This window comes from Bifidobacterium aemilianum, assembly GCF_003315635.1.
Lineage (GTDB): Bacteria > Actinomycetota > Actinomycetes > Actinomycetales > Bifidobacteriaceae > Bifidobacterium > Bifidobacterium aemilianum.
In genome coordinates this window covers 341,523-365,505 of the sequence record NZ_PDCG01000001.1, presented here as the reverse complement: position 1 = coordinate 365,505, position 23,983 = coordinate 341,523, and the positions used below count along the sequence as shown (strand labels likewise).

Annotated in this window: 18 protein-coding genes and 3 pseudogenes; 15 read left to right on the top strand and 6 right to left on the bottom strand. The window is 62.8% G+C overall.

Translation table 11 applies throughout. The features are described from left to right. Window positions 1–164: 164 nt before the first annotated feature. Window positions 165–4,265 (bottom strand): ATP-dependent RNA helicase HrpA, encoded by a 4,101-nt coding sequence (gene hrpA, locus CRD60_RS01575; protein ID WP_113859541.1) that lies wholly within the window; start codon window positions 4,263–4,265, stop codon window positions 165–167. Beyond that, on the bottom strand, window positions 4,262–4,828 hold the full coding sequence (locus CRD60_RS01570; protein ID WP_236630779.1) for a class I SAM-dependent methyltransferase: 567 nt from the start codon (window positions 4,826–4,828) through the stop codon (window positions 4,262–4,264). The genes hrpA and CRD60_RS01570 overlap by 4 nt, the downstream gene beginning before the upstream one ends. A 460-nt stretch (window positions 4,829–5,288) precedes the next feature. Here CRD60_RS01570 and hflX point away from each other — a divergent pair, with 460 nt between their 5' ends. From hflX to CRD60_RS01520, 8 genes and pseudogenes are all read left to right on the top strand, one after another. Further along, window positions 5,289–6,749 (top strand): GTPase HflX, encoded by a 1,461-nt coding sequence (hflX, locus tag CRD60_RS01565; RefSeq protein WP_236630778.1) that lies wholly within the window; start codon window positions 5,289–5,291, stop codon window positions 6,747–6,749. 262 nt (window positions 6,750–7,011) lie between these two features. Beyond that, entirely contained in the window at window positions 7,012–7,974 is a 963-nt protein-coding gene (locus CRD60_RS01560) for an L-lactate dehydrogenase (RefSeq protein WP_113859538.1), read from the top strand. 577 nt (window positions 7,975–8,551) lie between these two features. Next, window positions 8,552–9,405 (top strand): annotated as a pseudogene (locus tag CRD60_RS09380) (aconitase family protein). Continuing rightward, window positions 9,402–9,542 (top strand): hypothetical protein, encoded by a 141-nt coding sequence (locus CRD60_RS08755; RefSeq protein WP_161522163.1) that lies wholly within the window; start codon window positions 9,402–9,404, stop codon window positions 9,540–9,542. The pseudogene CRD60_RS09380 and the gene CRD60_RS08755 overlap by 4 nt, the downstream one beginning before the upstream one ends. Continuing rightward, window positions 9,539–10,111, top strand: coding sequence for an aconitase family protein (locus CRD60_RS09480; RefSeq protein WP_127975611.1), 573 nt, complete (start codon window positions 9,539–9,541; stop codon window positions 10,109–10,111). Before CRD60_RS08755 ends, CRD60_RS09480 begins: the two co-directional genes overlap by 4 nt. Window positions 10,112–10,126: 15 nt before the next feature. After that, on the top strand, window positions 10,127–10,315 hold the full coding sequence (locus CRD60_RS01530) for a hypothetical protein (RefSeq protein ID WP_113859532.1): 189 nt from the start codon (window positions 10,127–10,129) through the stop codon (window positions 10,313–10,315). A 35-nt stretch (window positions 10,316–10,350) separates the two neighbouring features. Continuing rightward, window positions 10,351–10,482: pseudogene (locus CRD60_RS09360) on the top strand (hypothetical protein); the annotation flags it as partial. A 37-nt stretch (window positions 10,483–10,519) separates the two neighbouring features. Beyond that, entirely contained in the window at window positions 10,520–10,912 is a 393-nt protein-coding gene (locus tag CRD60_RS01520; protein ID WP_113859531.1) for a hypothetical protein, read from the top strand. A gap of 242 nt (window positions 10,913–11,154) precedes the next feature. Here CRD60_RS01520 and CRD60_RS01515 read toward each other — a convergent pair. Then, window positions 11,155–12,454: pseudogene (locus CRD60_RS01515) on the bottom strand (citrate/2-methylcitrate synthase). A 476-nt stretch (window positions 12,455–12,930) separates the two neighbouring features. Between CRD60_RS01515 and CRD60_RS01510 the strand changes: the two are divergent. Beyond that, a complete protein-coding gene (locus CRD60_RS01510) occupies window positions 12,931–13,914 on the top strand; it encodes a cation diffusion facilitator family transporter (protein ID WP_113859530.1) in 984 nt (327 codons plus the stop codon). 224 nt (window positions 13,915–14,138) lie between these two features. Here the strand turns inward: CRD60_RS01510 and lexA are convergent, their stop codons facing one another. Then, window positions 14,139–14,858, bottom strand: coding sequence for a transcriptional repressor LexA (lexA, locus tag CRD60_RS01505; RefSeq protein WP_201737184.1), 720 nt, complete (start codon window positions 14,856–14,858; stop codon window positions 14,139–14,141). A 250-nt stretch (window positions 14,859–15,108) separates the two neighbouring features. Between lexA and CRD60_RS01500 the strand changes: the two genes are divergently transcribed. Together CRD60_RS01500 and nrdR are read left to right on the top strand one after the other, a co-directional pair. Continuing rightward, entirely contained in the window at window positions 15,109–15,537 is a 429-nt protein-coding gene (locus tag CRD60_RS01500; RefSeq protein ID WP_113859529.1) for a LysM peptidoglycan-binding domain-containing protein, read from the top strand. A 116-nt stretch (window positions 15,538–15,653) separates the two neighbouring features. After that, window positions 15,654–16,118: a transcriptional regulator NrdR gene (gene nrdR / locus CRD60_RS01495; RefSeq protein ID WP_113859659.1), complete on the top strand. Its 465-nt coding sequence runs from the start codon at window positions 15,654–15,656 to the stop codon at window positions 16,116–16,118. Window positions 16,119–16,387: 269 nt separating this feature from the next. On the opposite strand, the gene serA is transcribed toward nrdR, so the two are convergent. Together serA and CRD60_RS01485 are read right to left on the bottom strand one after the other, a co-directional pair. After that, window positions 16,388–17,587 carry a phosphoglycerate dehydrogenase gene (serA, locus tag CRD60_RS01490; RefSeq protein WP_113859528.1) on the bottom strand — a complete coding sequence of 400 codons (1,200 nt, stop codon included), beginning with the start codon at window positions 17,585–17,587 and terminating at the stop codon, window positions 16,388–16,390. A gap of 9 nt (window positions 17,588–17,596) precedes the next feature. Further along, window positions 17,597–19,861 carry a HelD family protein gene (locus tag CRD60_RS01485; RefSeq protein WP_113859527.1) on the bottom strand — a complete coding sequence of 755 codons (2,265 nt, stop codon included), beginning with the start codon at window positions 19,859–19,861 and terminating at the stop codon, window positions 17,597–17,599. A gap of 291 nt (window positions 19,862–20,152) precedes the next feature. Between CRD60_RS01485 and mraZ the strand changes: the two genes are divergently transcribed. Genes mraZ through CRD60_RS01465 form a run of 4 tightly spaced genes read left to right on the top strand, consistent with a single transcriptional unit; the run spans window position 20,153 to window position 23,914 of the window. Continuing rightward, window positions 20,153–20,596 carry a division/cell wall cluster transcriptional repressor MraZ gene (gene mraZ, locus CRD60_RS01480; protein ID WP_113859658.1) on the top strand — a complete coding sequence of 148 codons (444 nt, stop codon included), beginning with the start codon at window positions 20,153–20,155 and terminating at the stop codon, window positions 20,594–20,596. Then, a complete protein-coding gene (gene rsmH, locus CRD60_RS01475; protein ID WP_113859526.1) occupies window positions 20,596–21,654 on the top strand; it encodes a 16S rRNA (cytosine(1402)-N(4))-methyltransferase RsmH in 1,059 nt (352 codons plus the stop codon). The genes mraZ and rsmH overlap by 1 nt, the downstream gene beginning before the upstream one ends. Then, window positions 21,645–22,109 carry a hypothetical protein gene (locus CRD60_RS01470; RefSeq protein WP_113859525.1) on the top strand — a complete coding sequence of 155 codons (465 nt, stop codon included), beginning with the start codon at window positions 21,645–21,647 and terminating at the stop codon, window positions 22,107–22,109. The genes rsmH and CRD60_RS01470 overlap by 10 nt, the downstream gene beginning before the upstream one ends. Beyond that, window positions 22,109–23,914 (top strand): peptidoglycan D,D-transpeptidase FtsI family protein, encoded by a 1,806-nt coding sequence (locus tag CRD60_RS01465; protein WP_407923150.1) that lies wholly within the window; start codon window positions 22,109–22,111, stop codon window positions 23,912–23,914. The genes CRD60_RS01470 and CRD60_RS01465 overlap by 1 nt, the downstream gene beginning before the upstream one ends. Window positions 23,915–23,983: the final 69 nt, after the last annotated feature.

The window sequence follows — 23,983 nt, the reverse complement described above, 5'->3', positions numbered from 1 at the left end:
GTCTTCATGCCTAACGTAACAAATCACGCGCGTCACACACTTTTCTGCGTAATTTGTTACTTTATGCGTGTTTACGTAACAAATTACGCATCATTGTGTGGCTAGCGTGTGTTTTGCGACATTTAGGGGGCTAGCTATTGGAGGGAGTCAGCGATGGGGAGCCCTCAGTCCAAGGCCTTGCGGATGCGTTGGAGGCTGGCGGGTTCGGTGGTGCCGAGTTCCTGGGCCCAGAGGGAGACGTAGAACTCCTCCAGCATCCAGCGGGCCCGGTCGGCCTTCTTCTGGGCCTTCTCGCGGCGGGCTCCGGCGGGCTGGCGTTCGGCCTTGGCCAAGGCCTTGTCAACAAGCTGTTTGGCCTCGTCGGCCTGCCAGGCCCAGCGTACGTCCCGGTCCTTGTCGGCTTTGGCCTTCCCCAGGCGCAAAAGATCAGCGTGCAGGTAGCGGTCTATGGAGGGCAGGGCCTTGGCTGGTACGGCGGCCACGAACCCAGGGTGGACCAGGGAGGCGATGTGCTCGCGGACGGATTGCAGTACGGACAGCATGGGCAGGTCGGCCGGGCCGGAGACTGCCTTATCGACCTGGGCGTAGCGCTTGAGTATGGCGATGAGGTCGTGGGCCACAGCATAGACCGTGTCCTCGTAGACCTGTTCGACCCCCGCTACAGCCTGGTCCAAGGCCTGGTCCGAGGGGAGCTGGTCAATGTCGGGCAGGAGCCGCTTGACGGCGGCCATCTGCAGGTCCTCGACCAGGGCCTTGGTGGACTGGTAGGGGGAAGAGGCCAGCATCAGGGCCTCGCTGCTCAGCCAGCGTGATGATATGCGCTCCGTGGGCAGGCGCAGCTTGTCCAGGGCACCCCGCCAGAGGAGTATGGCCCTGGGTTCCTTGCTGGCTCCGGCCTTGTGGAGCAGGTTGGCCTCTTCGACCAGCTTGCCTTGGGCCGCGGCCTGTTTGGCCTGGCCCTCAACCTGCTTGCGGGCCGAGGCCGTGGCTTGGGCGGCGAACTGCTCCTGGAGCTTGGTCAGGGACTTGCCCTGGCCGATCAGCTTGACCCGGGGCTTGCCTGCCCTGTGCTGACGGCCCTGGGCCCCGGGCTTGGAGGAGGCCTTGCCGGGGGTGACGGTGTCCTCGATGAGGAAGGTCATGCGCAGGTAGGGTGCCAGCGATTCCAGCCGCTCCTGGTCGAAGACGCCGGGGTGGATCTGGGCGCCGACCACGGAGATGGCCACCTGGGTGAAGACCTGGACCAGGTCGGGCCAGCGGGCCTGGCCGGTCTCCTGGTCGACGGGTGGCAGCTTGGGCCGGCCCATATCGCCGGAACCCGGCAGGTCGGGGTAGAGGTCGTCGATGGCTTCGCGGATCTTCCTGGCTGTATCAGGGGCGGGTACGAACTGGACGCGCAGGACCTTGGGAAGGGACTTGATCAGGGCCAGGATCAGTTCGTCCAGGAGTCCCGGCACCGTCCAGGTGAACTCCTCGGGGGTCAGGCGGGAGAGGGCCTTCAGTGGTATGTGGACGCTGACGCCGTCCAGGGGGTCCTTGGGATCGTAGACATAGGAGAGCCGCAGGTCCAAGGCCTGGCCGTCGGTGCCCAGGGTGTGCCAGTGGTCGGGGTAGTCGTCCAGGCTGACCGACTGGGATTCCTGGAGTCGCTCAACCTGGGAGGGGTCGAAGTCCAGGATGTTCGGCTGCTGGGAATGGATGGTCTTGAGCCACTTGGCCAGGTCGGCCACTGAGGTCACCTCGGCGGGGATCACGGCATTGTAGAAGTCGAAGAGGTCCTCGTCGGTGACGGTATCGGTCAGCTGCCTGGTGCGGCTGGCGTCGTCCACGGCATCCTCAAGAATGCGCCGGTTGCGGTCGATGAAATCGTCGTAGGAGAAGCGTTGCTGCACGTCGCCCTCCACCAGGCCCTGGCGGATCAGGAAGTCTCGGGCCTCGGGCGGGCGAATCCGGCCCCACTGGACCTGGCGGCCCTCCACTATGGGCAGTCCGTAGAGCAGCACCTTGGATTCGGCCACAGCTGAGCCGTGCGAGCCCGACCAGTGGGGTTCCGCATAGGTGGTCCGGGTCAGCTGGCCGGCTAGGGGTTCGGCCCAGGCCGGGTCGATGGCGGCCGCATAGCGGGCCCAGAGCCGCGAGGTCTCGACCAGTTCGGTGGCCATGACCCAGGGCGGGGTGGTCTTGGAGGCGGCTGAGGCCGGGAAGAGGGCGAAGCGGGTGCCACGGGCTCCCCGGTAATCGTTCTTGGACATCTTCTGAGCCCGCTTCATGGCTTTGGCCCTGGCGGCTCCCTTAAGGTGGTTGAAGTCCGAGGCCTTGGGCTCGGAGACCACCTGCATGCCCATCTGTGAGAGGAGTCCGGCCAGCATGGACCGGTGGATACCCTCGGAATCCCAGGAACAGCACAGACTATGGGCTGCCTGCTGGTTGAGGGGCAGGGCCAGGATCTTCGTATCCGGCTGTGAGATGGGCTGGGGTCTGCCGACATTGAACTTGAAGTCATGGCACATGTCGGTCAGCTGCTTGACCAGGTCCCGCCACTGGCGCAGCCTCATGAAGCTCAGGTATTCGGCCTTGCAGACCTTGCGCAGGGCCGCGTTGCCGGTATGGCCCTCGTCGCCGAAGACATGGTCCCAAAGATTCAGCGCGGTCAGGAAGTCGCTGGACTGGTCCACGTAGCGGTTATGGATCCGGTCGGCCTCCTCGCGCTTCTCCTCCGGGCGCTCGCGCGGGTCCTGGAGGCTGAGGAAGGCCACGACCACCAGGAGTGCGGCCAGGGTGTTGGGCGTGGTGGTCCGGGCGGCCTCGATGATCATACGGCCCAGGCGGATGTCAATGGGGATGCGGGCAAGCTGGCGGCCTGTGGCGGTCAGCTGCATCTCGCCATGCTTGCGGCTGATGGCCTTGAGCTCGGTCAGCTCATTGACGCCGTCGGATACCGACCGCACATCCGGCGGGTCGATGAAGCCGAAGTCGGTCACGTCCTCGATGGTGTGGGCCACGCCCACCGAGAGCATGTGCAGGACCACGGCCCCCAGGGAGGTGCGCAGGATCTCAGGCTCCGTGAAGCGAGGGCGGGTCTCGTAGTCATCACGGGCATAGAGGCGGATGGCGATGCCGTCGGCGATACGGCCGCAGCGACCGGCCCGCTGGTCGGCCGAAGCCTGGGAGATGGGCTCGATGGGCAGGCGCTGGACCTTGGCGGTCTTGGAATAGCGGGAGATGCGGGCGGTGCCGGGGTCGACCACATAGCGGATGCCGGGCACGGTCAGGGAGGTCTCGGCCACATTGGTGGCGATGACGATGCGCTGGTGGCCATGGGACTCGAAGACCTTGTGCTGGTCCTTTGAGGAGAGCCTGGCGAAGAGGGGCACGATCTCGATGGCGTCGGGCCGGTGCATATCGGAGGCCCGGGGGCCGAAGTGACGGCGCAGGGCCGTCTCGAACTCGCGTATGTCCCGCTCGCCGGAGGCGAAGACGAGGATGTCCCTGGCCCCATGGTCATGGCTGGAGTGAATGACCAGCTCGGCGCAGGCGCGGGCCACGGCCTTGGACATATCCATGGAGGAGGCATGGCCCCCATCGGAGTCATCATCATCCCCGCCGGATCCGGGCCCCTGGGTGAAGCCGGGCACATGGTTCATGAGGGCCGGGCCGGACCCCAAGGGCTCATAGACCACCTGAACGGGGTAGGTGCGGCCCGAGACCTCGATGACGGGCACCTTGGTGTGCAGAGCTTCCTCGAAGTGGTCCTTGAACTTGACCGAGTCGATGGTGGCCGAGGTGATGATCAGTTTCAGGTCCCGCCGCCGGGGCAGAAGGGAGGTCAGGTAGCCCAGGAGGAAGTCGATGTTGAGGCTGCGTTCGTGGGCCTCGTCGATGACGATGGTGTCATACTGGCGCAGTTGGGGGTCCCGCTGGATCTGGGCCAGCAGGATGCCGTCGGTCACCACCCGCATGCGGGTCTGGTCGGAGGTCCGGTCGTCGAAACGGACCTGGTAGCCGATCTCGGCCCCCAGGCTCACGTCCATCTCCGAGGCGATGCGTTCGGCCACGGTCCGGGCGGCCAGGCGCCGGGGCTGGGTGTGCACAATCTGATGACCCTTGGTGCCACGGCCCATCTCCAGCAGAATCTTGGGAATCTGGGTGGTCTTGCCCGAGCCGGTCTGGCCAGAGACGATGACCACCTGCGAGGACTCGACGGCCTGGGCTATCTCCTGCCGGGAGGCGGAAACCGGCAGCTCGCTGGGGTAGGTGAACTTCATGGCCTGGCCAACACCTCGATGACCCGATAGCCCTTGGAGGAGGCGTGTTTGGAGACGCTGAAGCGCTCGCTGAGCGTCTGATCCAGCCAGAGGATCAGGGAGTCGGCGCCCAGATTCTTCTGCACCACCAGGTAGGCCGCCCCACCGGGGTTGAGCCGGGGGAGCCAGGCCATCAGCAGCTGGTGAAGGGGCTCCTTGCCGATGCGGATGGGTGGGTTGGACCAGATCAGGTCGAAGGTCTGTTCGGCTGGCACCTGCTCGGCCACCAGGGCCCTGATGCCGTTCAGTCCATGGGAACGGGCGTTGGTCTGGGTCAGGTCCAAGGCGCGCTCGTTGACATCCAGAGCCCAGACCCTGGCTTCAGGGGAGGAAAGGCCCAGCGATAGGGCGATGGGACCCCAGCCGCAACCCAGGTCCATAAAATCACCGTTTGCCGGTGGGGTGGGAACATGTTTGAGCAGGACCGACGTACCCAGGTCCAGCCGGTTGCCGGAAAAAACCCCGGAGGAGACCTGGACGGTGAGCGGGTGCCCCTGGAGGGTCACCTTCAGCTCACGGCGGATATCGGGCGAGCTTGGTTGGGCGGAAAAATACTGCTGTACCGGTGGCTTGTCTGCGGGTCCAAGGCCCTGCTGCGGGTTCGATGCCCCGCCTAGGCTGTTGCCGACCGCCGCCTGACCGCGCCCCTGGCCGGGGCCTCCAGCCCTGCTGTCTGACCGCTCGCCAAGCCCTCGTGCCTGCTGTCCTCTACCCACCTGCGCCCTGTTCCTTAAGTTCATGCATTGTTCGGCTCTTCGCCGGCTGAGTGCCCTCCGCCGGCCGGGCCCACGACCCTCGCCTGAATCCATTGCTGCGAATGGTCTGTTTGTCTGCCAAACCCATAATAATAGGACCCATAGTTCAACTAGTGAGGTGTCATTGACCCAAGAGTCCATCCAATCCCCATCCGATGACCGCGCCGTCGCTTCCTGGGCCGGTGCGCAGGAGCCCCAAGGGGCTCAAGACCAGTCCCGTCACGAAGACCTGCTGACCAACCAATCCCAGGTGTTGCTGGACCAGGATGGCGATCCCCAGTCCTTCTTCGATGCAGATGAGACCTGGCAGGAGAGGCAGTCCCGCAACCAGCTCAAGCATGTCTCCGGTTTGGGCGAACTGGAGGATGTCTCCGAGGTCGAGTACCGCAAGGTCCGTCTGGAGCGGGTCGTTCTGGTCGGGGTCTGGTCCTCGGCCACCGGCAGCCAGGAGGAGGCCGAGGAGTCCCTGCGGGAGCTGGCCGCCCTGGCCCAGACCGCTGGCGCCAAGGTCTGCGACGGCCTCCTGCAACAGCGCTCCAAAGCTGATGCGGCCACCTATGTGGGATCAGGCAAGGCCAAGGAGCTGGCCGGCATAGTCCAGGCCCAGGAGGCCGACACCATCATCGTCGACGACGACTTGGCCCCCAGCCAGCGCCGCGCCCTGGAGGACGCCACCAAAGTCAAGGTGGTGGACCGCACGGCCGTCATTTTGGACATCTTCGCCCAACATGCCACCAGCCGTGAGGGCAAGGCCCAGGTGGAGCTGGCCCAGTTGGAATACATGCTACCCAGGCTGCGTGGCTGGGGAGGTTCCCTCTCCCGCCAGGCCGGTGGTCAGGCGGCCGGCGCCGACGGCGGCATTGGCTCCCGTGGCCCCGGTGAGACCCAGATAGAGCTGGACCGGCGGGTCATCCGCAAGCGCATGGCCAGGCTCCGCCGACAGATCGCCCAGATGGCGCCGGCCCGCCAGGTCAAGCGTGGCTCGCGGCAGCGCTACGGTCTGCCCACCATCGCCGTGGTCGGCTACACCAATGCCGGCAAGTCCTCGCTCATCAACCGTCTGACCGGCTCCAAGGAGCTGGTCGAGAACGCCCTCTTCGCTACCCTGGACACGGCTGTGCGCCGGGCCAAGGCTCAGAATGGGCGCCTCTACGCCTTGGTCGACACGGTCGGCTTCGTCCGCCGACTGCCCACCCAGTTGGTCGAAGCCTTCAAATCCACCCTGGAGGAGGTGGCCCAGGCCGACCTGATCGTGCATGTGGTCGACGCCTCCTACCCTGATCCCTTCGCCCAGATCGACGCCGTCAACCAAGTGCTGGCCGACATAGACGGGGTCCAGAGCATCCCACGCCTCCTGGTCTTCAACAAGACGGACCTGGCCGACCAGGACATCCTGGCGCGGCTGGCGGCCCTGGCCCCCGAGGCCCATCAGGTCTCCGCATACAGCGGCAAGGGGCTTGACGACCTCCGCCAGGCCATAGAGCGGCTTCTGCCGGTCCCCGGCGTTCATATCAGTGCGCTCCTGCCCTACACGACTGGTGGTCTCATCTCCCGTGTCCGCCAATATGGCAACCTCATCTCCCTGGACTACCGGGACGATGGGGTCAAGCTCGAGGCCCAGGTCGACAGCCATCTTGCCTCTCAGCTTATGGATGCCGCCCTTGATGAGGATCAAAGGCCAGTCGGTTGAGCCCCCTGCGTCCTTCTCCTTACGCCTGGCCAGGCTGGCTTTGATTGCCTGGGCCGTGGCTGTTAGAGTGGATGGACGGATGTTCCTGGCCTGCCCGCTTGTGCCGGAGGCTGGCTGCCTTACCATGGCTTAGGTTCCGGTTGATGCCTGGATCGCGGCATGGAAGACCGGCTCGTCGGCTAGTATGATGAGGCCTACGGATTACTCCGCCAGAGGTTAAAGGGCTATATGCTCACGCAAGCAATGCAGAGAGGACCAACAGATGGTTGATTCAAGAATCAAGCCCACAAAGCTTGCCATAATCGGAGCTGGTGCCGTCGGATCGACGCTGGCCTTCACGGCTGCACAACGAGGCTTGGCTCGAGAAATCGTCCTGCAGGACATCGCCAAGGAACGGGTGGAGGCTGAGGTGCTCGATATGCAGCACGGCTCCAGCTTCTTCCCGACCGTCTCCATCGACGGCTCCGATGATGTGGAGATCTGCAGGAACGCCGATGTGGTGGTCATCACCGCCGGCGCTCGTCAGAAGCCCGGCCAGACCCGACTGGACCTGGCTGCCGCCACCATCAACATGATGAAGTCCATCATCCCCTCGGTCATCAATGTGGCACCCAACGCCATCTACATGCTGGTCACCAATCCCGTAGACATCGTCACCTATGTGTCCTTGAAGCTTTCCGGGCTGCCCTCCAACCAGATGTTCGGCTCGGGCACCAACCTGGACTCGGCCCGCCTGCGCTACCTGATCGGCCAGCAGACCGGGGTCAACGTCAAGAACGTGCACGCCTATATCGCCGGCGAGCACGGGGATTCCGAAGTGGCCCTCTGGTCATCGGCCACCATTGGCGGCGTGCCCATGTGCGACTGGAAGGAACTACCCGGCCACCAGCCCCTGGATGGGGCCATGCGCGAGGAGATCCACCAGGAGGTCAAGAATGCGGCCTACCGGATCATCAACGGCAAGGGTTCCACCAACTACGCCATCGCCATGTCCTCGGCGGACATCATCGAGGCCATCCTGCGCGACAGCAACCGGATTCTGCCCGTCTCCTCCCTCCTGGAGGACTTCTATGGCATCTCCGACGTCTGCATGTCGGTGCCCACGCTCCTGAACCAGACCGGTGTCAACTCCCAGGTCAACACCCCCGTTTCCGACAAGGAGCTGGCCGCCCTCAAGCGTTCGGCCGATACCTTGCGGCAGACCGCTGCCAGTTTCGGTTTCTAAGCACAACTGACAGGCCCTGACCGGCTCTCGTCATAGCACTCAGCCGCCGGCTTCCAGAGATAGGGGCCGGCGCTTGTGTTTCCAGAGTCAGTTGCGAAACCGCACATGAGGCGGTCGCAAGGGCAGTGACCTGTGCTGCCATGGGCATGGGGCTGCTGTCTATCCCTTGTCTCAATATCTGGACGTTCATGTCGCTTCTGGCTATGTCGTCGCGGGCTCATCGAAGGGCCTGAGGGCTAAGATTCCCCGGTATGTTACAGGCAATTGCTCCATTCGTTACTTCCCATACATGCAAGCCGCCTTGACATGAAACAAATTCGCCCCATGCTGACTGGCAGATGGCAAGACGTCGGCTGAAGGGGAGAATCTCATAGGTGAAGCGCAGTGGATCGGGAAACTGGGGCGGCACAGTTATGTGGACCTGCCAGCTGTATGCGAGCGGGCCGGACTTGACCTGCCAACCCTGCCCTACACCATCAGGGTCCTGCTCGAGAATGTGGTCCGCAGGGCCAAGGGCGATTTGGGCGACCAGAACGTGCTTAGGCTGCTGGATTGGCAGGGGCACATCGGGGAGCCCATGGACTTCTACCCGGCCAGGGTCATTCTGCAGGACTGTACGGAAGTTCCCTGCGTGGTCGGCCTGGCCTCCATGCGGGATGCCGCCAGGTGTATGGGCATAGACCCTAGCAAGGTCAACCCTGAGATTCCCGTGGACCTGGTGGTCGACTATTCCGTGCAGATCGACCAGGCCGGCAACCCCGGCGCCATGGCCTACAACATCAAGCGGGTGTATGGGCGCAATGCGGAGCGCTACAAACTGCTTAAATTGGCCCACAAGTCCTTCGACAACTTCCGAGCCATCCCTCCCGACGCCGGCATCATACACCAGATCAACATCGAGCACCTCTCACCGGTGGTCCAGCTTGACCCCAAGACCGGTATGCTCTACCCCGGCACAGTATTCGGCACCGACTCACACACCACCATGATCGTGGCCTGGCCGTGATGGACTGGGGTGTTGGCAGCCTGGAGGCCGAGGCCTGCATGCTGGGCGCCCAATCCGTCTTCTCCATCCCCGAGGTCATCGGAGTCAGGCTCACCGGCAAGCTATCCTCCGCCGTGGTGACCACGGACCTGGCCCTGGCCTTGGCCATCACTAACCTGCGCCGGCAGCAGCTGGTGGGCAAGTTCGTCGAATGCTTCGACCCCGGCTACCAAGCCTGAGGTTGGCCGACAGGCCGAACCTGGCCCAACATGGCGCCTGAATACGGCTCGACCTGCGGCTTCTCACCCTTCGACCAGAAGACCGTCAGATACATGGAACTGACCGGCCGTCCGCAGGAGATCATCGACCGGGCTCAGGCCTATATGGCAGCCAACGCCTGTGCTTCGAGGCTGGGTCCGCCGACCATCTGGCCTACAGCCAGGTGATCGACTTCGACCTGTTCTCGGTGATGACCAGCCTGGCCGGCCCCCAAAGCCCCCAGGGCCTCATCCGCCTCCAGAACATGAGCCAGACCTTCGACCGGGAGGTCCCGGTCCCCTGGGCAACCAAGGCTTCGGCATGAAGCCGGAGGCCCTGGGCCTATCGGTGCCGGTCGAGATCGGCTGCCAGCAGGAGACCATCAAGGCCGGAGACATACTGATCGCCGCCCTGACCGGCTGCATCAACACCTGCAATCCCACCGCGCTCATCAGCGCCGGGCTGCTGGCCAAGCGGGCCGTGGAGCGGGGGCTTGACCATCTCAGGCAAGATCAAGACCTCCTTCGCGCCCGGCTCCCAAGCCGTGACCAGCTACCTGACCGACACCGAGCTCATGCCCTACCTGGACAGACTGGGGTTCAATGTCCTGGTCTATGGTTGTGCCACCTGCATCGGCAACTACGGACCCTGCACCCGGCCATCGAGGAGGCCATAGGGGCTAGCGGCATTCCCACAGTGGCCTTCCTGAGTGGCAACCGCAACTTTGAAAGCAGAATCCACCCGCTGATCACCGGCAACTACCTGGCCTCACCCTTCCTGGTCGTGGCCTATGCCCTGGTAGGCAACATGCGGGTCGACCTGCAGACCCAGCCCCTGGGCCATGACCAGGCCGGCCAGCTGGTCTACCTGCGTGACATCTGGACCAGCAGCTAAAAGATCGACGAATACATGCGCCGCTGTGTCAGCTCCGACACCTATAGGCAGGCCTACCGCAACATCTATGACGGCCGCAAGGAGTTGGACGGGTTGGAGGTCACCGAGTCCCAGACCTTCGCGTGGAACCCCGAATCAACCTACATCTCCAACCCCCCTATTTCGACCGGCAGAGCAAGGGGCAGCCGACCCAAGCCGAATTGAACGGGCTGCGGGTACTGGCCAAGCTGGGCGACTAGGTGACCACCGACCACATCTCGCCGGCTGGTGTCATCCCCAACCTCTCGTCGGCCGGCCGCTACCTGAGCGAGCGGGGAGTGGCCCAGAGGGACTTCAACTCATACGGGTCGCGGCGGGGCAACCACCATATCATGGTCCGAGGCACCCTGGCCAACACCCAGCTTCACAATGCCCTTGGCCAGGGCAGACAGGGGTGGGTATACGACCTATCTTCCCATTGGCGAGCTCGCCAGCATCTTCAAGTCCTCCCAGCAGTACCAGGCGGCGGCCACAGGGCTGATCATTCTGGCTGGCAAGGAATACGGGATGGGCTCCTCCAGGGACTGGGCGGCCAAGGGGGTCAAGATCCTGGGCATCAGGGCCGTCATCGCCGAATCCTATGAGCGAATCCATCGCTCCAACCTGGCCATGATGGGCCTGGTGCCCCTGAATTACCTGGACGGGCAGAACGCCGAGACCCTTGGCCTGGACGGTAGCGAGAGCTTTTACATCCAGCTGCCCAACCAGCCACAGCCCAGGCAGCGGGTAAGGGTGAGGACAAGTCGGTCCGATGGCGGCTGACTTGAATTTGAAAGCCTGCTCCGTCTGGAATCGCAAGCCAGATCTCCTATCTGAGCCTGGGCGGCATTCTCGACCAGACGCTGGAGGCTAAGAAGGAGTAGGTAGAAGACTGGGAATGTGTAGGGGGCCTGCGGGACTGGAAACCAAGCCACCCACCTCGCATGTGTGGCCGGTCATCGTTGCTGTTGTGTCTTACCGCTCAGTCATACCCTTGGTTGTTGCCGTTGGGTCTTGCCGGTGGGTTACCGCTGGTCGATGGGCATGTAGCGCCGCTGACCCTCGCCCGTGTAGACCTGGCGGACCCGCCCGATCCTGGTCATGGGGTCGGCCAGTATCTCACGGTACTGGGCGAACCAACCGGGTATGCCCTCCAAGGCGAAGAGGGTCGTGAACATCTCTGGGGCAAATCCTATGCCCCGGTAGATCAGTCCCGTATAAAAGTCGACGTTGGGTAGAGCTGGGGGGGGGGGGGAGACGAAATACTCGTCATGCAGAGCCAGGTCCTCCAATTCCAGGGCAACATCAATCAGGGAGCGGATATTGTCGTTGAAGGTCGCCTCGCCGTGTGACGTCAGCTGATGGAGTTGGTCTTTGACCACGGCTGCCAGGGGGTCGTAGGACTTGTAGACCCGGTGGCACAGCCCTGCGATCTTGCTGTCCTGGTCCTTGGCCTGCTGGACGAATTGACGCACGGGCATATGCGAGTCCCGTATCTCCATGAGTTGCCTGAGCGCGGCCTCGTTGGCCCTTCCGTGCAGGGGGCCGGACAGGGCGTTGATGCCGGCGGCCACGGCCGAATAAGAGGTTGGCATGGGCGGAGCCGGTGATGCGCACTACGGAGGTCGAACAGTTCTGCTCATGGTCGGCGTGAATAATGAGAAGCTTGTCCAGGGCATCAATCGTGGCTGGGGCCGCAGTGTGGGGCTCGTAGGGCACGGCAAAGCTCATGCGCAGAAAATCCTCCACGTAGCCTCTGGTTTTGTCGGGGTACAGGAGGGGTTCGTCACGCCGGCGGCGGTGGATCAGGGAGACAATGGTGCGCACCTCGGCCATGATGATGGCACGGGCCTTCTCCAGTTGCTGGGGGTCGCTGATGTCGCGGGTGCCGGGGTGGAAGCTGGCCAGGGCGTTGACCGCCGAGGCCAGGACGCTCATGGGGTGGGCCTTGCGGGGAAAGGCCCCCAGGAGGCTGCGGAAGTCCTCGCCCACAAAGGTGTGGTGAAGGATCCTGCTCCGGAATTCCTCATATTCCTGCTGGCTGGGGAGTTGGCCGCGCATGAGCAGCCAGGCCACCTCCAAGAAGCTGGAATGGGCGGTCAGGTCCTCGATGCCATAGCCTCGATAGCGCAGGATTGACCGCTTGTCGTCAATGAAGGTGATGGCGGATTCGCACTGGGCGGTGGTCAGAAAGTCCGGGTCCATGGTCACCCAACCGTCATTGCGCAGACCCGAGACCACGATGCCGTTGGGGCCGCAGGTGGCCTGGACCAGAGGTAGGTCAACTACGTTGGAATCGACGGTAAGCCGCGCCTGGGCTGTCATGGTCACCTCCTGGTAGGTGGGTCCGACACTGGTCTGACCAGGAATGGGAATGCATGCCCGACAGGCCGCTGCTGCGGGGGCGGGCCATACCTGAGCGCTCATGGGGTTCGGTGTCCCGGCTGATTAGACGAACACAAGGGGTATAGGTTTCTCCCCGATTTCCCGTGCATTTCCAAGGTGCGTGCAATGGCTTTCTGCAAGCGAAAGACCCTGCGGGCATGGTCACGATATGCCTCGGCACGTCCTTTCCATGCGAATCCGGGGCTTAAAGCTTCGCGCTGACTGCTGTGCGGGGAGAATACATAAGATGGACAACTCTTCTCGGCTAGCTTGATTCAACCATTGATTCTCGCGGCCGCCTCCTCTACGCTTGTTCGGGGCGAGGCCCGTGTCCGTGACTCTGGCTGGCGGACTGCCGGGAAGTCCTGCGGGGGTCTTGGTGAAGTTGAGGGTAGGCATATGGAGGGGATGATTCGATGAGTCTGCAGGCTGGAGGCAAGAGGGATGATGGAAAGCGGGCGGGAGCCGTCCAAGGCAACCATCAGATCGCCTTGGAGGCAGACAGCCGGCGGCACCAACAGCGACTGAGTCTGACCCTGACCTTGACCGGCCTGGTGTTCCTGGCTGAGGTGGCTGGCGCCATCACCACCGGTTCCCTGGCCCTGCTGGTCGACGCTGGTCATATGCTCACGGACATGTCCGTGCTCATCGCATCCACCATCACAGCCGTGCTCATGCGCCGCAAGCCTTCCAACCGCCGCACCTGGGGTTGGGCCCGGTTGGAGGTCATCACGGCCGCCGCCGGAGCCCTGGTGCTGCTGCTGGTTGGCATATACGCCCTGGTTGAGGCCGCCATGCGACTCTTCGGCCATGGCGGGGGAGAGGTCCAGGACATCAAGCTCCTGCTGTGCTTCGGCCTGCTGGGTCTGGCGGCCAATGCTGGTTCCATCTTCATTCTGGCCTCACAGAGCGAGGACAACATGAACATGCGGGCGGCCTTCCTGGAGGTCATGAACGACGCCCTGGGTTCGGTGGCCGTGGTCGTCTCGGCCATCGTGATCCTGACCACGGGCTGGACCTCATTCGATGCGGTGGCCGGTGGCCTGATTGCCTTGCTGATGATTCCCCGGGCCATCGGACTCCTCCGCAAGGCAGTCAAGGTGCTCCTGGAGGAGACCCCTGATGGGCTGGACCTGGACAAGGTCCGTGAGCACATGGAGCAGCTGCCACGTGTGCTGGCCGTCCATGACCTTCACGCCTCCACGGTCTCCACCGGTATGCCCATCCTCATGGCCCATGTGGTGGTCGATCCCAGCATGACCATGCAGGAGGCTGGAGAGGTCATCAGACAGCTGCAGCACTGCCTGCGTGAGCACTTCCCGGTCTCGGTGCCCCACACCACCTTCCAGCTGGAGCCCGAGGGCTTCAGCGCGCCTGATGTCGAGGCCATGCATCGCTAGTGGCCGTGGTCGCTGCCCCAGGGGCCGGCCGTGGTCATCGGTGTGCGGATATAGAGAAGCGGTGGACCCAATCAGTAGGGTGGTCCACCGCTTGTCTATGTGGTTTGTCTGTGAATGGTCTCTATTGAAGTCCTGCCGTACTATGGGTCATGGCTTGCCAGGTATGAGACTGGTTGTCAGTCTGCCTGACCCAGGAAAGGGCATCCTGGGAGGAATGGCTACCTTCAGATCTTGCGCAGGACCGTGACGACCTTGCCCATGATGCTGGCATAGGTTCCATCAATTGGCGAGTAGGACGGATTGTGGGGCATCAGCCAGACCTGGTCCTTTTCCTTGCGGAAGGTCTTGACCGTGGCCTCATCGTCAAGCAGGGCGGCCACTATGTCACCGTTGGACGCCGTGTTCTGTTCTCGGACCACTACGAAGTCACCGTCGCAGATGGCGGCATCAATCATGGAGTCGCCATGGACCTCCAGCATGAATAGGTTGCCGGTGCCCGTCAGGCGTTCCGGTAGACGCATGACGTCGTCGACGTGCTGCTCTGCGGTGATGGGGGTGCCAGCTGCGATGCGGCCGACCAAGGGCACATCCCTGGACTCAAGAATGGACTCACGATCCTGCTCAGCCGGGAAGGGCAGTATGGTGGCGGTCTCCGTATGGGTAGCCTTGGCGGATTCGCCTGGCTCCTCGACCAATTCAATGGCGCGCCCCTTGTTGGCGTTCATGCGGATCAGGCCCTTCTCCTCCAGGACCTGCAACTGGTGTTTGACGGAGGAGGGGCTTTTCAGGCCTACAGCCTGGCCTATCTCCCGGAAGGAAGGGGCAAAGCCACACTCTGCAACGTGTGAGCGAATTGCCTCCAACACCTTGCACTGACGCTCGGTCAGCTGGTTGTTGGAGGTTCCCGCCCCATCTGCTGGGGGGGTAAAGGCAATGGTGCTCACAGCTCTTCCTTTCGTCTTGCTTGCTTACAGCATAACGTGACCATCGTGTGAAATCAAACATCTGTTCGAAAAACAGCTTGCTTTTTTTGGGCTCCTGTGCCAATCTAGAACATACGTTCGATAGAACATGTGTTCGAAATGACTTGAGGAAGTCAGATGCGGTACCGGAAGAGTTGGTCGGTGTCGGCGGGTCTGATCGGCATCAAGCGAGCTGATTGGTCCTGGGAGGATAGAAGGAGAGGTGGTCGTGATGGCCAGTGCAGTCGTCGCCAGGGGATTCGCGCCCCATGCAGTGCGGTATGGAAATGGGCGTGGCCGGGCAGTAAAGCCAGCTACGGCACCGTCGGCGAAGGGTGCGGCTTCCAGGGGGAAGGGCACTTCCTGTGCTTCCAAGACCACTTTGACCCTACGGGGGAAACTGGTGGGTCTGGCCCTTGTTGCCCTCCTGACCTGGACCGGCTGGAGCTTTGTCGCTCCTCAGATTGCTCAATCCTCCACTGGCACTGTTCGTGTGGTCAACTACACGGTCCAACCCGGTGACACCCTCTGGGGCTATGCTGCCGGCATTACCCCGGATGGTCAGAATGTTTCCCGGACTGTGGACCAGCTGATGAGGATCAACCAGTTGGACGACGCCGCCCTGGAGCCCGGCCAGCACATCCGTGTGCCCGCAGAATAGCTGCCTGCTTTATACATACTTGGCGGTGGTGGGGAATTGATCCTTCCGGGCAAGTGTGAGCTAGGTATCGGTGCTGGTGTGTGACAAATGTCCACATAGTGGTTATTCTTATGACCATGCACTGTCCTTTTTGCCAGAATACAGACACCAAAGTCATTGATACCCGTATCAGTGAGGATGGCCATGCCATCAGGCGCAGGAGGGAATGCCCCAAGTGCGGCAATCGTTTCACCACCTTGGAGACCACCATGCTGTTGGTCACCAAGCACTCGGGTAATGTGGAACCTTTCGACCGGGCAAAGGTGGTCTCGGGTGTCCGTAAGGCGTGCCAAGGCAGGCCCATCAAGGAAGAGGACCTGAAAATGCTGGGCCAGCAGGTGGAGGAGGACCTTCGGGCCCGGGGTCTGGCACAGGTGGATTCCGAAGAGGTGGGCAGGGCCATCCTCAAACCCCTCAAGGATCTGGATCTGGTGGCTTACCTACGCTTCGCCAGTGTGTATCAGAACTTCAGCGACCTGGATGACTTCCAGGATGCCATCAATGCATTGAGGGCTGAGGAGGGCGAATCCCATCAGCGGTGAGTTGGGGGGCTGTCGGGGTGGATGTTTTGGCGGCCGGCCAATCTCTGCGGGGGCCTCGGATGACTGGCCACGCCGCTGATAACTGTCGGCGGGGGAGACTCGGCTGGGGCATTTGAATTTTTCGTGCTTGAGTAGACTACAGCTCAGAGATGCAATTGTTGCTGGGGCCAGGTTGTTCATTTGGCCCCAGCCCCATACCTATGTGATTAGCTGCCAATTCAAGGTCTCATGTTTGGCGGCCGGCGGTCATATCGGCTCTGGTCGCTGGCTCAGGCCATGGTCCGAAGGCGAATGGTGCCCTCAATGTTCTGGAGGGATTGGAGTGTCTGCTGGTCCGGTTTGCGGTCCACGTCCGTGACCACATAACCCAAGGAGCCCTCGGTGCCCAAGGACTGGGCGGTGATGTTGATGCCGGACTGACCCAGGATGTGGTTGAGCTTGCCCAAGACCCCAGGCAGGTTCACATGCAGATGTCCGATGCGGATGCCCGTGGGGTTGCCGGAGACCGTCACCTGGGGGAGGTTGACCGAAAGCATGGTCGACCCTCCGAACCAGTAATCCTCCAAGCGCTGGGGCACGAAGTGGCCGATGGCCTCCTGGGCCTCAAGGGTGGACCCGCCGATGTGGGGGGTCAGGATCATGTTGTCCTCGGTGGCCAGGTCGGTGGCGAAGGGGTCACCGCTCTTGCTGGGTTCGGAGGGGAAGACATCCACCGCAGCGCCGGAGAGGTGGCCCGAAGCCAGCTGATCCTTGAGGGCGTCCAGGTCCGCCACGAATCCCCGGGAGAGATTGATAAAGATGGCGTCCTGCTTCATCTGCTCAAACTGCTCCCGACCGAAGAAGCCGGTGTTGGACTTGCGGCCGTCGACATGCAGGGTCACGGCATCGCTGCATGCAAGCAGGTCCTGGAGGCTGTCCATGCGCTGGGCGTTGCCCATGGCCATCTTCTCGTCCAGGTCGTAGAAGACCACCTTCATGCCCAGGGCCTCCGCTACGACCGACAGCTGCATGCCGATATGCCCGTAGCCGACGATGCCCAAGGTCTTGCCCCTCACCTCATGGGAACCGGAGGCTGTCTTGTCCCAGATGCCCTGCTTGATGTGGTGGGTGTGGGCCGGAATGCGCCGTAGCAGGCAGATGATGTCGGCGATGACCAGCTCCACGACTGACCGGGTGTTGGAATAGGGGGCGTTAAAGACCGCGATGCCATGCTGGCCGGCATAGTCCAAATCAACCTGGTTGGTGCCGATGCAGAAGCAGCCGACTGCTGTCAGTTGCGGGCAGGCATCGACCACGGCAGCAGTGACCTTGGTCTTGGAGCGAATGCCCAGCAGATCCACACCTGCCAGGGCCTCGATGAGTTCGTGTTCGGATAGGGCTCCCTTGCGGGTTGCGACTTCGAAGCCTTGTTGGCGCAAGCTTTGGGCGGCGTAGGGGTGAATGTTTTCCAACAATAGTGCTGTGGGCATGGCCCCAGTCTATAGCTCTAAGGCCCCAGAGTCCTGCGGTGTCCGAATAATAACCAGCCGTTGGGTCGGGCGGGTCATGGCCACATAGAGGTCCGATGCCGCGGTGAGGCGGGAGGGGGCCTCCAGTTCGATCTGGCCGGGCTGGACCAGGATCACCGCGTCGTATTCCAGACCCTTGACCATATTGGTGTCGCAGATGGAGAGCTGCTCCCTCCAGTCATATCGCTGGCCCTGCCCCTTGTTGTCCAGGTCCAATTGCTTGCGGATGGGGCCCTCCAACATGGTGAGCAGGCTTCCTGGCAGGATGATGGCCAGGCGACCGCTGCCATCTGTTGATAGGAACTCCTTGGCCAGGGCCAGGGTTTGACGCAACACCGCTTGCGGCAACTGGTCCATATGCTGGACTGTGATCCGATGGACAGCGCCCTCCATCTCCCTGACAGAGGAGCTGGTGGAGACATAGAGGCCTTCGGTCTTGGCAAACTTGACCGCCAGCTCCGAGACCTCCTTAGGGTTGCGGTAGTCGGTGGTCAGTTCGGCCAGGTCCCAGCGGTCGGGGCCGAAGAGGGGGTCCATGGTCTTGGCCCAATCCCGGCTTCCGCCCAGGGCTGCGGTCTGCCCCAGGTCGCCCACGATGGTGAGGGACCGGGAGGGGCAACGGCGGATGAGCATACGCCAGTCCATGGCGGTCAGTTCCTGGGCCTCGTCAACCACGATATGGCCGTAGGTCCATTCCCTGTCCGCGCCGGCCTTCTGGGCCAGGGCCTCCGGGTCGTCTCCTGCCATGTTGTCCAGCAACATGCGGGCGTTGACAATGCCCGTCCCTATGCCGGCCTGGGCCAGGGTGTCCTTGGCATACTGCTCCTCCTCGGCCTGCTGGCGCCGGGCTGCGGCCTGGCCTGCGGACAACTTCGGGTCTGGACCCAGAAGCTCCATGGCCTCGTCGACCAGGGGTATGTCGGCAATGGTCAGGGGCGAGCCCTTGGGGCGGATGAGGCTGTGGACGTCCTGGTCACTGAGCCAGGGGGCGAAACGGCGCAGCTGGTTGGGTTTGGAGAAGAGTTGGTCGACCAGCCAGGTGCCGGTCATGGGCAGCCATGCCAGGTTGAGGGTCTTGCGGATCTCGTCGCTCATGCGCAGTTGCATGGCCACATCGCTGATCTCGGCCTGTTCGGGAGTGTAGTCCAGCTGGTCCAGGTAGCGCCGTCGCATGGCGGAAAGGACCGAGGATATGAAGCTTTCGCGGGCCTGGTTGTGGGGCTTGCGGGTCCGCTTGGCGTCCTGAATGGCCTCCTGGACGTCCACTGGCAGCATGGGTACGGAGAATCCGTTGATCTTGATGGTGGGAAGATGGGCCGGAATGCGTTCGCGGTGGGCCACTGCCGAGGCGATGGCACGGGCCATGCGCTGGTCGCCCTTGAGCTTGGCCTGATGGGGTTCGTCCTGGGTCTGGGCGCTGATGCCGGGGATCAGGTCGCCGATGGTGCGGCTGACTACTCCGGTTTCGCCCAAGGAGGGCAGCACCTGGTCGATGTAATGCAGGAAAGCGGAGCTGGGGCCGACCACCAGAACGCCGGATCCGGCCAGCTTGCGGCGGTAGGTGTAGAGCAGGTAGGCCGCCCGGTGCAGGGCCACGGCTGTCTTGCCGGTGCCCGGCCCGCCCTGGACCACGATGGTCCTGTCCAGGGGAGCCCTGATGATTCTGTCCTGCTCGGCCTGGATGGTGGCGACGATATCGGTCATCTTGCCGACCCTGCGCGAACCCAGGGATGCCAGGAGGGCGCCCTCGCCGGTCAGGGTGCCTGCGTCCACAGCCTGGTCCACCTGGTCGGAGTCCATGTCCAGGACCTCGTCCTCGATGGCGGTGACTTGGCGGAAATGCAGGCTGATATGCCGGCGCATGACGATGTTGCCATGGTTGGACGGGGTGGCCTCGTAGAAGGCCCGTGCGGCGTCGGCGCGCCAATCGGTCAGGATGGGGTCATGGTTCTCGCTGGACAGGCCGATGCGCCCAATGTAGCGGCGGTCATGGCTGTTGTCGTCGATTCGTCCAAAGACCAGCCGGTCTTCAACTGCGCGTAGCTGGGTGAGCCTGTCCTCATACATATTGGCGAAGGAATCGCGTTCGGTCCTTTGTGTGGGGGACCCGTGGGAGCCAGCCGCCCGAACTGTGTCCAGGCGTGATTTGATCTGGGTGCGCAGGGAGTCCAGGCGACCGTAGGCCCTATCCACGGCCGCTTGTTCTTCCAGGAGCTGTGCGCTGTACTTCGACATAGAACATGGATCCTTTGGCTGCGAAATCTTCGGCACTCAATTTTATCGCCGGGTCTCTACCGCCCGGGGGTTTTGGAGGGTGGTGGAGCAAAAATGCAAAAAAACTGCGACTCGGTGGGGGAAAATGGGGTTCAGTGGGGTAAAGTGGTGAAATGTTTGCGCGACAAATCCTGGATCGATGACGGGGAAGGAGGTGGAAGCTTGGTTTCTCAAGGCAAGCAGGAGGCTGGGGCCAGCGGTCAGAGCGACCTCAATGAAAGCCAGAATCAGGCCTCCGCCTTACCCACGTCCATGCCGGCCCTGCTGCTGGGCACCTACAATCCCAAGGTCGATGCCAAGGGCCGTATGGCCCTGCCGGCCAAGTTCCGCAGCCAGTTGGGTTCGGGCATGGTCATGGCCCGCGGCCAGGAACGATGCATCTACCTCCTGCCCCAAGAGGAGTTCCGGCGCATAGCCATGCAGATTCAGCGCACCTCCATGGGTAACAAGGCCGCCCGTGAGTACCTCCGTGTCTTCCTCTCAGGCGCCGTGGACCAGGATCCCGACAAGCAGGGGCGTATCCTCCTGCCGCAGATGCTGCGCGATTACGCCCACCTGGGCAAGGACATCGTGGTGATCGGCGTCGGCACCCGGGCCGAGATCTGGGACCGTGAAAGCTGGGAGTCCTACCTCTCCGAGAAGGAAGAGGGCTATTCGGACATCGCCGATGACGTGCTGCCGGAGGTGGAGTTCTGATGACCGACATCGCCGACATCCACCAGCCAGTCCTCCTGGAAGACTGCGTGGATCTGCTCACCCCGGCCCTCCAAGACCAGGGCTCACTGATTGTGGATTGCACCCTGGGGCTGGCCGGCCATGCCGCCGCCGTCCTCAAGGCCGCCCCCAAGGCCCGGCTGATCGGCATCGACCGGGACGCCCAGGCTCTGGCCTTGGCCAGTAAACGTATGGAATCAGAAGGGCTGGCAGACCGGTTCATACCCGTGCATGCAGCCTTTGACCGCTTGGACCAGGTGCTGTCCGACCTCAAGATCGACCAAGTCCAGGCCGTCTTCATGGACCTGGGGCTCTCCAGCTTGCAGATCGATGAGACCGACAGGGGTTTCTCATACTCCCGCAACGCCCCGCTGGACATGCGCATGGATACTGACCAAGAGCTGACGGCGCAGAAGGTCCTGGCTGAATATTCCGGCGACCAGCTGTCCCATATCTTCCGTGAGTACGGCGAGGAACGCTTCGCCGGCCCCATCGCCCGGGCCATCGTCCAGGAGCGAGCGGCCGCCCCCGTGGTCACTTCCGCCCAGCTCAACGACCTGGTCGATCGGGTGGTGCCCAAGGCCCACCGTCCCGCCGGCAATCCGGCCAAGCGGGTCTTCCAGGCCCTGCGGGTCGAGGTCAACGGGGAGCTGGACAAGTTGGCCCGAACCCTGCCACAGGCGGCAAACCACCTGACCCTGGGTGGAAGGCTTGTGGTCGAGTCCTACCAGTCACTGGAGGACAAGACCGTCAAATCCTTTATGAACCAAGGTATTCAGGTTCATGTTCCCGCGGGGCTGCCGGTGGTTCCCGACCAGGCCCAACCATTCTTCCGCCCCCTGCTTCGGGGCGCTCGCAAGGCCGACCAGGCCGAGATCGACAACAACCCTCGTTCGGCCTCTGTGCGCTTGAGGGCCATTGAGCTATGTAGGCCGATCCCGGATTCATGGCGGCAGGAATTCGACCGTATGGCAGCCGGCCGGGAGCTTGGGGGGGACGGCCTGGCAGGCAAGGCAAGAGGAGGAAAGCGTTGGCACTGACAGCACGAAGCGTACGATCCAGTTCGGCTCCGGCAGGTCGTCGTAAGGTTCACGAGACGGCACAGGCCGCCGCCGGGCGCCCCCAGCTCAGGGTCATCAGCGGCAAGGGTAGCCAAGACAAACCCATGGCCGGTGGCTGGGACCGTCTGGTCACCTGGACCAAGTCCCGTACCATTCCGCTGATCCACGTGGTCGTCGCTGTGATCTTCCTCCTGTCCACCCTGGTCACCTCCCTGGTGCTGCGCACCGTAATGGTCCAGAGCTCCTTCGAGGAGTCCCAGCTGGAGAGCAGCATCGCTAACCTCAAGCAGGACTTGCTGGATGACGAGGCCACGCTTGATGGCCTCCAGGCCTCCCTGCCCGACAAGGCCCAGCAGATGGGTATGGTACCCCAGCAGGGGTCCATCTCCATCGATCTCAACGGCTATCAAGCACCTTCCGGAGGGCAGCAGTGATGGGATTCATGGCATCCACCATCAGGTTCGCGCGCAAGCGGCGTTTCGCCTTCAAATGCATGGCCGTGGGGGTGGTCCTGGCCCTGCTGGCCGTGATGTGCCTGGGCCAGTTGGCCTCCATCCAGCTGCTCAACGGTCGCACCACAGCCCAAGCCGCCACCGCCCAGCGGACCCTGAAGGTCGACATCCAGGCCAAGCGGGGGAAGATTCTGGACACCAACGGGGTCGTCCTGGCCCAAAGCGTGGAACGCTACACCATCATCGGCAACCCAGAACTGGCCCAGGAGTTTGAGCCCACACCCTGCGGCAAGCAGACCAAGGGCCGCTGTCATCAGATCGACGGCAAGCCCGTGGGCACCACCGGAGCTGCGGCCGTGGCGAGGCTGTTGGCACCGGTCCTGGACATGAACCCCATGGAATTGGGCGCCAAGTTCAGCGGCACCGGCCAGTACGTGGTCATCAAGAAGGACGTGACGCCCGAAGTCAAACGCAACATCGACAAGCTCAACCTGGGCTGGATCGTCTACGCCGAACTCAGCAGCCAACGCTACTATTCGACCGGCACCATGATGGGAACCCTGCTGGGCGGAGTGGACGACAAAGGCAAGGGTGTGGCTGGTCTCGAACAGGTCGAGAACAAGAACCTGACCGGAACGGACGGCTACAGGATCTACCAGCGCGGCAATGGCGGTGAGGAGATTCCCGGAACCGTCACCGATGCCAAGGATGCCCTGGACGGATCCGATGTCAAACTGACCCTCAACTCCGATGTGGACTGGTATGTCAAGAAGGTCATCAGGGAAGGCATGGAGAAATACAAGGCCGGCTGGGTGACCGTGGTGGTCCAGGACGCCAAGTCGGGGGAGATAATAGCCCTGGAGGATTCGGACGAGTACGCGGCCGGTAGTTCTGACGCCAAGCTCAACGTTTCCCGGGCCGTCAGCCAGACCTTCGAGCCGGGATCCATCGGCAAGGTCCTGTCTGTCGCCGGCATGCTCCAGTCCGGGGCCAGCCACCTGACCGACCAGTACACGGTGCCCGACCACCTGAGCCATAACAATCAGAACTACAAGGATGCCGTCATGCACGGGGCTGCCCACTGGACCCTGGCCGGCATCCTCGAGCAGTCGTCAAACGTGGGCATGATCATGGCGGCCGACGGCAAATACAATTCCGACCAGCGCTACGACAACCTGGTCAAGTTCGGCATCGGCCAGGACGATGGCCTGGGGTTGCCCGGTGAGTCACCCGGTCGCTTGACCAACCCGCAGGCCTGGGACGTGCGCACCAAGGAGACGGTCCTCTTCGGCCAGGGTTATTCGACCAATGCCCTGCAGATAACCAACGCTGTGGCCACTGTGGCCAACAAGGGCGTCAAGCAGCAGCAGTCGATTGTCAAGGAGGTCGTGAACGCGGACGGCCAGGCCAGTCAGGTCCCCCGTGGGGAGCCGGTCCGGGTAGTCGACGAGCAGGTGGCCAACCAGGTGATGAACGCCATGGAATCCTCGGCTGAACACTATGCGCAATTCTCTGGGGTCGACGGCTACCGGGTCGCCGCCAAGAGCGGCACTGCGGAGGTTGCCGGCGCCAATGGCCGATTGACCTCCATCATCAGCGATTGGTCCGGGGCCCTGCCTGCCGAGGATCCCCGCTTCGTCGTCACCGTGGTCATGAAGGACCCCCAGGGTTCCTTGGGCGGTGTCACCGCAGGCCCCCTCTTCAAGCAGATTGGTGAATTCCTTATGCAGAAGTACCAGATACCCCCCTCCCAGCCCCGGACAGATGCTATTCCGGTACAGTGGTGATTGCCATCCAGGCCGTCGGGGCCACTCGTGGGCCATGGGCCTGAGAAAGGTAAAAACGAGGGTATGCGG